The 9,221-nt window shown below is 41.4% G+C and carries 7 protein-coding genes; 2 read left to right on the top strand and 5 right to left on the bottom strand.

What is annotated here, in order from left to right; all coding sequences use genetic code 11:
* Nucleotides 1-129: 129 nt before the first annotated feature.
* From PHR02_RS02290 to PHR02_RS02270, 5 genes are all read right to left on the bottom strand, one after another.
* Nucleotides 130-1,332, bottom strand: coding sequence for a hypothetical protein (locus PHR02_RS02290; RefSeq protein ID WP_299988346.1), 1,203 nt, complete (start codon nt 1,330-1,332; stop codon nt 130-132).
* Nucleotides 1,329-1,898, bottom strand: a complete 570-nt coding sequence (locus PHR02_RS02285; protein ID WP_299988343.1) for an aminodeoxychorismate/anthranilate synthase component II — start codon at nt 1,896-1,898, stop codon at nt 1,329-1,331. Before PHR02_RS02285 ends, PHR02_RS02290 begins: the two co-directional genes overlap by 4 nt.
* Nucleotides 1,899-1,907: 9 nt before the next feature.
* Nucleotides 1,908-2,969, bottom strand: coding sequence for an aminofutalosine synthase MqnE (mqnE, locus tag PHR02_RS02280; RefSeq protein ID WP_299988340.1), 1,062 nt, complete (start codon nt 2,967-2,969; stop codon nt 1,908-1,910).
* A gap of 92 nt (nt 2,970-3,061) precedes the next feature.
* Entirely contained in the window at nt 3,062-3,769 is a 708-nt protein-coding gene (locus tag PHR02_RS02275; protein ID WP_299988337.1) for an energy transducer TonB, read from the bottom strand.
* Nucleotides 3,770-3,774: 5 nt separating this feature from the next.
* Nucleotides 3,775-4,713: a GGDEF domain-containing protein gene (locus tag PHR02_RS02270; RefSeq protein WP_299988334.1), complete on the bottom strand. Its 939-nt coding sequence runs from the start codon at nt 4,711-4,713 to the stop codon at nt 3,775-3,777.
* Between the two features lie 154 nt (nt 4,714-4,867).
* Here PHR02_RS02270 and PHR02_RS02265 point away from each other — a divergent pair, with 154 nt between their 5' ends.
* Both PHR02_RS02265 and glmS read left to right on the top strand, forming a co-directional pair.
* Nucleotides 4,868-7,375, top strand: a complete 2,508-nt coding sequence (locus PHR02_RS02265; protein ID WP_299988332.1) for a DUF294 nucleotidyltransferase-like domain-containing protein — start codon at nt 4,868-4,870, stop codon at nt 7,373-7,375.
* Between the two features lie 2 nt (nt 7,376-7,377).
* The gene (gene glmS, locus PHR02_RS02260; RefSeq protein WP_299988328.1) at nt 7,378-9,192 is read left to right on the top strand and encodes a glutamine--fructose-6-phosphate transaminase (isomerizing); all 1,815 of its coding nucleotides are present in this window, start codon (nt 7,378-7,380) and stop codon (nt 9,190-9,192) included.
* Nucleotides 9,193-9,221 lie beyond the last annotated feature (29 nt).

Genomic DNA, 9,221 nt, shown 5'->3' with positions numbered 1-9,221 from the left:
AATGTTTAGAGAAAATTGCTTTACCGTCGTATTCACGAATCGCTCTTTGAGCCATTGCAACTCCTTCGAAAAATCTATTTGATAGAAATTATATCACTTATAAGGAATTTGAACTCTATCTCAAAAGGTTTAGTCACAAGAAGATGATATTTTGTTTACTTTAGTAACACATATCTCATAAACAGGGATATTTATGTAACTTATTGTAACTTTATTCCCTTTTGCAGTGGATATATCTTCTAAACGGTAATCTTTGCAGTGAGTGATTCCGTAAAAACGTAGCCGTAATTGTAGTTTTTTATCCCCAGCGTCAATGCATCGAATATGCTCCTTATGCAGTACTGTGGATAACTCTTTCGCAATATGCATCGGATACGAAAAATGGCGTTTCGGATCATCCAAAAAACGATAAAAATAGTGGTTGAAGAAAACGGCTAATACATTTACAACCAAAAGAATGAATGCACTGTAAAAGAGCATTTGATAGCGTCTTCGAAATTCACGTAGACGAATACGATAGGTGTGTAAAAATGTTTGAGCGGCAAGGGGCAACGCTATCAATAAAAAAGGGGCAAAGCTTTGTACTTCCACTTTTTGACGAAATGAGAGCAATAGAGAGATAATAAATGCACTCATCGAAATCATCCAAATTAGATCCCACTCTTTTTCCATCATACGACGGTACAAAACATAAAAAAGATAAAGGAAAACAATAGGTGAAAAGATAGCTGAATAGACCCCTAATACATCTAAGAAACGGCTTTCAGGCGATCCTCCTATATGGATACCGAAAATGAGTATTGAAGCCATTAGAAAAATGGCCCCTACTACGCTATAAAGATACTCTTTTTTGTGTATTCCATAGAGTGTAAGTGCAAAAAACAAATATGCGAATGAAGAATCAATCACCAAAAGTAGAGGAAGTAATACCAAAGAATAGCGTCCGTAATTCAAATGCACATAAGCAAAAAGAAAAAGTGTGACGATAATCAATCCGGCATTATCGACAACCAATGCAGCACTGGTTACACCTGGGAGTAGAATGTAGATTAAAAGAATCCATAAACGGTCATTTTCTCTCATAACATAATGCTTCGATATCCCATAAAGGATAAAAGCAGAAAGAAGATGTAACAGAATCATCGGAATTCTGAGTGCGTAATCATTCTGTCCGAATAGGTGAAGTGAAGAAGAGATTAATACTTGTAGTGGAGAAAGTTCTCCATAAAGAATTTGTGCTTCGTGATAACCGATGGAGAGCCCTTTTATCTGCAAAACAAGGACTAAAAAATTAATCCCTAATAGCGCAAATAAAAAGGCTTTTTCTCTCATAGTTTTAGAAAATTATTGATTATCTCATGCCCGAATTCACTCATAATCGATTCGGGGTGGAATTGAACACCGTAGATAGGTTTATCTTTGATCTCTAGTGCCATGATTTCATGGTCATCTTCGCTGTAGGCGGTCGGAATAATAACATCAGGAAGATTTTTCTGTTCCACGATCAACGAGTGATAGCGAGTCGCCGTAAACATTTCGGGAAGTTTGTTAAAAATCGGGGTTTCTCCCTGACGCACCATCTTCGATGTCTTGCCGTGCATCATACGATTCGCCCGAACGACATTGCCCCCAAACGCCTGCGCGATACTTTGATGCCCTAAACATATCCCTAAAATAGGAACTTTATCAGCAAAGTAGCGAATTACTTCAAGCGTTACCCCTGCATCATCGGGAGTTGCAGGACCTGGAGAGATGATAATTTTTTCGGGATGAAGAGCTTCGATTTCTTCGACACTCAGCTCATCATTACGAATAATCTTCAAATCAGCTCCAAGCTCTAAACAATACTGAACAATGTTATAGGTAAAGCTATCATAGTTATCAATCATTAAAATCATTGTTTTTCCTTACCATGCTTTGATTGTATTATACAAGCTATCTCGCTCGATAGGTTCAAATCCGCTGTTTTTAATGAGTGCAACGTACTCTTCAAGATTTACTCCGTGAGCACTTTTGGCTCCGGCGGCAGAGTTGATCGACTCGCGCTCTATCGTACCATCAAGATCGTTGGCTCCAAACTCTTGGGCAACAAGGGCTAAATTCACCGTCGAAGTGACCCAGTACGCTTTGAGATTCGGGACATTGTCGAGAACGATACGGCTAATCGCCATGGTTTTGAGAATTTCATGCGCTGTTATCGACTCTTTAACGTTCAAAAAGTTGTTCTCGCTCTGGTAGACCAAAGGGATAAAACAGTTAAAGCCACCTGTAATGTCTTGCAAATCACGGATTCGGAACATATGATCGATACGGTGAGAACGCTCTTCGACGTGTCCGAAGAGCATCGTGACATTCGATTTCATCCCACGTTCGTGCCATTTGCGGTGAATTTCTAGCCACTGCGCAGAGGTAACTTTCCCTTTGCAGATGTAGTCGCGGACTTTCTCATCGAAAATCTCCGCACCGCCTCCGGGCATTGAATCAACCCCATTAACTATCATCAGATCGATAATATCATCATAGCTTTTGCCGTACTCTTCGGCGAGAAAATGAACTTCTGCGGCTGTGAGTGCTTTGATATGGAGTTGCGGATGGCGGCCCTTGATCTTACTAAACACTTCCAAATACCACTCTAATCCCGTTTCAGGATTATGGGCAGAGACGATATGTACTTCACGGATACCGCGAGAAACAATATCGTCGGTGATCGCCAAAATCTCTTCATGACTCATAGTGTAAGGATTGGGATTTTTACGGCTCGCACTGTAAGCACAAAATTTACAAATATCTTTACAGACATTGGTCGGATTGATATGACGGTTGATATTAAAATAGGTTTGTTTACCGTGGAGTGCCCTGCGGCGCTCATCGGCAAGTTCACCGAGGGTAAAGAGGTCTAAATCGTACAATGCGACCGCTTCGTCGAAGTTCAAACGCTCATTTTTTTTTACTTTTTCAATCAAATTCATACTAAAATCTTTAACTGCTTATTTTGACGCGCATTATAGCAAAAGAAATAGACTACCAATCAAATAACATTAAGCGTTAAATCTCCTATTTTTCAATGTGTTCTGAGCAAATATTCAATCCGATAACGGATTAACGTAGGTTGTTCGGGACGGGGGTACTTTTTATAGGCAATCTCAAGTGTCTCCAATGTTACGTTATCTAGTAACTCAAAGCGGCTGTTTGTTAAAAAACGCAAATCGGTCACACTCCCGTCGGGGTGAAGATAAAACTCCACCATATTGCTCTCATCTACTTCCAAATCGGGAGGGATGCGATAAGGGGCGTAGCGGGCCAATATGTCTTGGGTGATTCGACGCATTGTCTCTTGATTGTCCATAATGAATTTTTGCTCTCCTGCTGAGAGATTGGTGAATACATCGCCGTAGAGCTCTTGTATCATTTTGTTTTCGTATGTTTCTGCCGATTCGGTCGGCATATCTTGATCCGTATTTTCAGGTTCGAAAGCTTCCGCTTCAAGGATCGGTGCGATCGGTTCAACAAGCTGTTTTCCTCGCGGTATAGGGAGGCTTCGTGTAGTTTTCGGAATCTCGTTTTTAACAAGCGCTTCTTTGGCAACGGTAGGTTTTTCTTTGAGAGAGAGCTTCACCCGCTTCTCAGCGGGGGGAGGAGGCGGTGGGGAAGAAGAGACGGATTCGGAAATATACAAAAAAAACAGTACAAATACTAAAACAACCAAAATGTGCACACCAAACGCAATAATCAAGGCATAAAAAGAATAAGGCTTATTTTTTTGTTCCATTTTCATTACCAATCAAACAACATCGTGCAGTTCTTATTTGATTTTTTAGCACAATAAAGTGCTTTATCGGCTCGTCCAATCAAATCTTCCAACGTGTCACCCTGCTTATGTGTCGTTACACCGACACTGATCGTTACATGAACACTCTTTCCTGAGTAGAGGAGATTACTTTGCGCAATTTTTAAACGAATTTTATCCGCCATTGCCTCTGCTTGTGTCACATCACATCGGTTTAGAAGCACTGCAAATTCTTCCCCGCCGTAACGGTAAACATTGTCCGCAGTTCGTATCATCCCTTTGATCGTCTGAGCGATAAAATAGAGCACTTTATCCCCTGCTACATAACCATGTTCGTCATTGAGAAATTTAAAATTATCGACATCAATCATCATTAAAACCAAAGAGAGTTTTTTATCCATCCCCGCTTCGATCATAGGCTCTATATCTTCATGAAATCCTTGACGATTTCCAACTTTGGTTAACGAATCGATGGTAATCGCGGATCGCGCTTCGTAAAGCTCTTCGGTGAGTAAATCAATCTTTGATTGTGCCTTATCAAGTTCATCCGACATCGTGCGATTAAGTGAAGTTAACTCCTCGATAAAAGTAACGAATTTTTCGATCGAATCCGAAGGGGCTTTATCCAAACATTGTCGTTGTTCTTCTGCCACGGACGCAATTTGTGAATGCGATTCGATAAATGCACCCACAGAGTTTTCAACCATATCAAGGTATTTACCCACATCCTCTTTTCCATCACTCAACACTTTTTGATCGACATTTTCTTGATCTTTGCGCAATATTTCATCTGCTGATTCCATAAAAAGCTGATCAAAATATTTTTTGTATTGTGAAGGGTAGGCTGGGATTTTCATCGAACGTAAAAGTCCCATCGTATGATCGTGAATTTCCAAAACTTTTTGGTAAATGTGAGTGTTGTCCATTCTCACCCCTTTATTCGAGTCTGTAATAATTGTATCATTTTACTATCAATATTTATCCTCTTTTGTTTAAAGCTACTTCTTGCCTTATTTTTAATCTGGCTCTTCTCTCAAAAAAAATGATTCTACGCTACAATTAAAATAAAAAGTAGTCCTAATGAGTATTAACGAACAGATTGAAGACCTCATCGAAAAAAAAGCAAGTGATTTTGAAATATCCAAGCTCTTTAAGTCCTATATAACTGATTATAAAAATTCACTTCCTGATCTTTTTGAACGTAATCAAGGGAAAGACTTTCTCGTTACCCATACCAAAACACTCGATTCGATCATTAGCCTCATGTATAAAACGATATTACGCCGCCTTTTTAACAATTATTTGCCGATGCGCAGTAATATTCCCATTGCTTTTATTGCGTTGGGAAGCTATGGGAGAGAACAGCTATGTGTCCATAGTGACATTGACCTCATGATCGTATATGAGAAAAACGATGGCTACAACACTGCCGCAATTATCGAAAAATTTCTATATTTAGCGTGGGATGCCGGTCTTAAACTGGGACACCGCGTCCATGAAGTGGGTGATCTGCTCGGAGCATCGCGAGAGGATATCACAATCAAAACCGCTATGATGGAATCACGTCTCATCATCGGTTCTCCGTTTGCATGGAGTGCCACTCAAAATAAACTCACCGCTATCCGGCATGACAATCCAAAAGCATTTATACTGGCGAAAATTGAAGAAGCAGACGTACGACGGCGAAAGTTCCCTTTTTCAATGCAACCCAATATCAAAGAAGGGGTCGGAGGGCTACGCGATTCACAGCTTCTCTACTGGATCGCGAAAACCATTTACGGCGTTCACACACTCAAAGAACTAAGCGGTGAACTCTTTAGTGAAGAGCAATATCGAGAGTATCGCATTGCATTAGAGTTGCTGTTTCGTATCCGTAGTGCGCTTCATTTACTCACCGGGAAACAGCAAGATCAACTCGTCCTCGATTATATGCCCCTTATCGCCCAGATGCTCGGGTTTAGTGATGAAAAGAAATTAGTTACACGACTATTGGAAGCGCAATGGCGGATCAACAATTTCACCCAAATCTATGTTAAAAAAATGGCTCGTATCTATATGCATGAGGGAAAAAATCGATTACTTTTACGACAAGGAAGAATCAGTAAAGGGTTTTATGCGGTTGATGGTGTAGTATATGCCTCTTTTAATCACGCCCCTCCTGCTATCGATTCACTTCTCGAAATGCTTGTAAATCTAGAGGATAAAGAGTGGGTCTTTGATTCAAGTCTCCTCTTTCATTTTACCTATACTCAAATCAAACATCCTCTACGGGTTAAAACATACGCCCTATTACGCAAACTTTTCGAACGTGAGTATTTTTACATCATCCTCAAACTCTTTTACGATGCAGGGATACTTCATCACTTGATCGGTGCCTTTAAAAAAGTGCTTCATCTCCCTCAGTTCGACGGATACCACCAGTACCCTGTCGATTTACACTCGATCAAATGCATCGAAGCGCTTGAAAATATAAAAGATCCTTACGTTGAGGCCCTTTATAAACCGTTATCACTTGTTGATAAGACATTATTAAAAGCGGTTATTTTACTCCATGATACCGGTAAAGGGCGTAAACAAGATCACTCTGAGGTGGGGACAAAACTAATCGTCCCGTTTATCAAAAATCTCAAACTCTCCTCAACCCTCCATGAACGTGCCGCGTTACTCGTTCGCCATCACGTTTTGATGACCCATGTAGCGTACCGCGAAAATCTCTATCATGAAAAAACCCTCTATCAGTTCATGTCTAAAATCAAAACACCTGAAAATCTAAAACTTCTTTATATCCTTACCTATGCAGATGTTAACGGGGTCGGACCTGGAACCTATACCGGCTTTGGTGCAAATTTGCTCCATGAGCTCTACGAAGCCTCACTCGAAATCGCTTCCCAAAACGATCGGATCACCGATGCTATCAAACGACAGAATAAAGAGAAACGAATCTCCCACGATCCTGAATTTGTCGAACTCACTAAAATCGAGCAGAAAAAAGTTCTCTCGATCGAATCAAATCTCTTTTTCTTTAAACATACACCGAGTGAGATTATCAATATTTCGAAAGAGGCCTTTGGGTGCCAGAGTTTTACCTATCAGCTCAACATAGACGGTGGTCTAGTTATCCATATTTTCCGTCGTATCCCTCTGAATTTAGGATATTTGTTAGGTAAACTCAGTTATCTCGATGTCGCTTCTATGGATATTTTCACCCTCTTTGACGGGATCAAATATTTTAAAATCGAGTTTTTACAACGCCCTCGCGAGGGGACAATGGAGCAAATCGAGATTATCGTTGAAGAGGCATTTGATATGTCTAAAAAGCTAAGTCTTCAAAAACCGATCATTAAACCCAGTGAGATCACTCTCGATTGTGATCACTCCATCCATTATGCACAGCTCAACCTCAATACGACCAATCAGCGTGGATTGCTTGCCTATTTCGTTCAGCTTTTCGATGAAGCTCAGATCAATATTGCAACTGCAAAAATCCACACTAACAAAAATATGGCAAGAGATCACTTCTTAATTGAAAAACAAAACAGAATGTGCGATAATGCGCGCGAAATAATCAGTAAATTAGTAGAGGTGTAATTATGTGCGGTATTGTTGGATATATTGGAGTCAAACCGGTTAAACAAATTTTGATCGACGGGCTCCGTGAACTCGAATATCGCGGATACGACTCTGCCGGAATCGCTGTACTGCAACACGGTAATTTTTCCCTTTTTAAAGCCGTTGGCAAACTGATAAACCTCGAAGAAAAAGCACACAACTTTGAAAGCACAGGATTCTCTGTCGGCATCGGACACACCCGCTGGGCAACTCACGGCAAACCTACCGAACTTAATGCCCACCCTCACTTGGGACAAAACTCGTATGTCGTTCATAACGGGATCATCGAAAACTACCAAGAACTCAAAAGTATGCTCACATCACATGGGGTTCAGTTTTTAAGCCAAACCGATACTGAAGTGATCGTCCATCTTTTTGAATATCAGCTCAAAACTGCAGCATCTCCTTTTGAAGCGTTTCAACAAACACTCGCACAACTGCACGGTGCGTATGCCATCTTACTGGTAAACACCGATGCTGAGGGGACTATATTCTTTGCTAAGCACGGTTCTCCCATGATTATCGGACGCAATCACGAAGGAGAAACCCTCTTTGGCTCATCCGATGCAGCACTGATCGGAAAATGTCATGAAGTGATCTATCTCGAAGACGGTCATTACGGCTATGCTTCTGCAGATAAAATAGCTTTATTTGACGAGCATAATACCCCTGTTACCCTGCGCTTTACTGCACTCTCAGAAAACAAACTCTCTGCACAAAAAGAGGGATTTCGCTTTTTCATGGAAAAAGAGATTTATGAGCAAAGCACCGTCTTATCCGATACGTTGTTGGGACGTTTGCGTGATGAGAGTGTCTATTTTGAAGAGTTACAGAGCGGATTGTTTGAGGGGATTAATGAAATCAAACTGTGTGCCTGCGGTACAAGCTATCATGCTGCACTCGTTGCCAGTTACCTTTTTGAACGTCACGCCAAAATAAAAACCTCTGTCGAAATCGCCAGTGAATTTCGCTACCGTGAACCTTTTCTCACCACTGACACCCTCTTTGTCGTCATAAGCCAAAGCGGTGAGACTGCCGACACACTAGAGAGCCTCAAAATGGCCAAAAAATTCGGCCTCAAAACCATGGTTATCTGTAATGTCGATAACTCCTCTATGGTTCGACTCGCCGATGCTTCTATCCTAACTCGCGCCGGGATCGAAAAAGGGGTTGCCTCAACCAAAGCGTTCGCGACCCAAGTGTGTGTTCTTTGGATGCTCAGCCTCTATCTATCAAGCGAGCGCCAATCACTCGAAACCTCTGAAATCCAACGTCAAATCGGCTTGCTTCGTACCCTCCCCGCATCGGTTGCCGTTGATAACGCACTGCACGAGCAACTTCGCCGACTCAGTAAACGCTACCTCCACGGACATGGATTTTTCTTTATCGGTCGAGATGTCTTTTTCCCTCTCGCACTAGAGGGGGCGTTAAAACTCAAAGAGATCAGCTACCTGCACGCTGAGGGGTATCCGAGCGGAGAGATGAAACACGGACCGATCGCCCTTGCTGATCCAGAACTCTTTACTATCGCTTTGCTCCCCGAACATAAACTGTATGACAAAACCAAAAGCAATATCGAAGAGCTAAGTGCACGCGATTCGACTATCTGCTCCATAAGTCCTCTCGATTTTGACAAAGCCGATGATCATATCAGGACAAAGCATACGGAAGATTATATGATCGAATTTTTTGAAATGATGGTTGTCCTCCAGCTCCTCTCTATGGAAATCGCTATCCGTTTAGGAAACGATGTTGATATGCCTCGAAATCTCGCAAAGAGTGTTACGGTCGAGTAAACCGTATTTCTCTACACTTTCATCTAAAT

It is taken from the genome of Sulfuricurvum sp. (genome assembly GCF_028688295.1).
Taxonomy (GTDB): domain Bacteria; phylum Campylobacterota; class Campylobacteria; order Campylobacterales; family Sulfurimonadaceae; genus Sulfuricurvum.
Note: the sequence above shows the minus strand (reverse complement) of the source record. Positions and strands in the feature narration are given on the sequence as shown.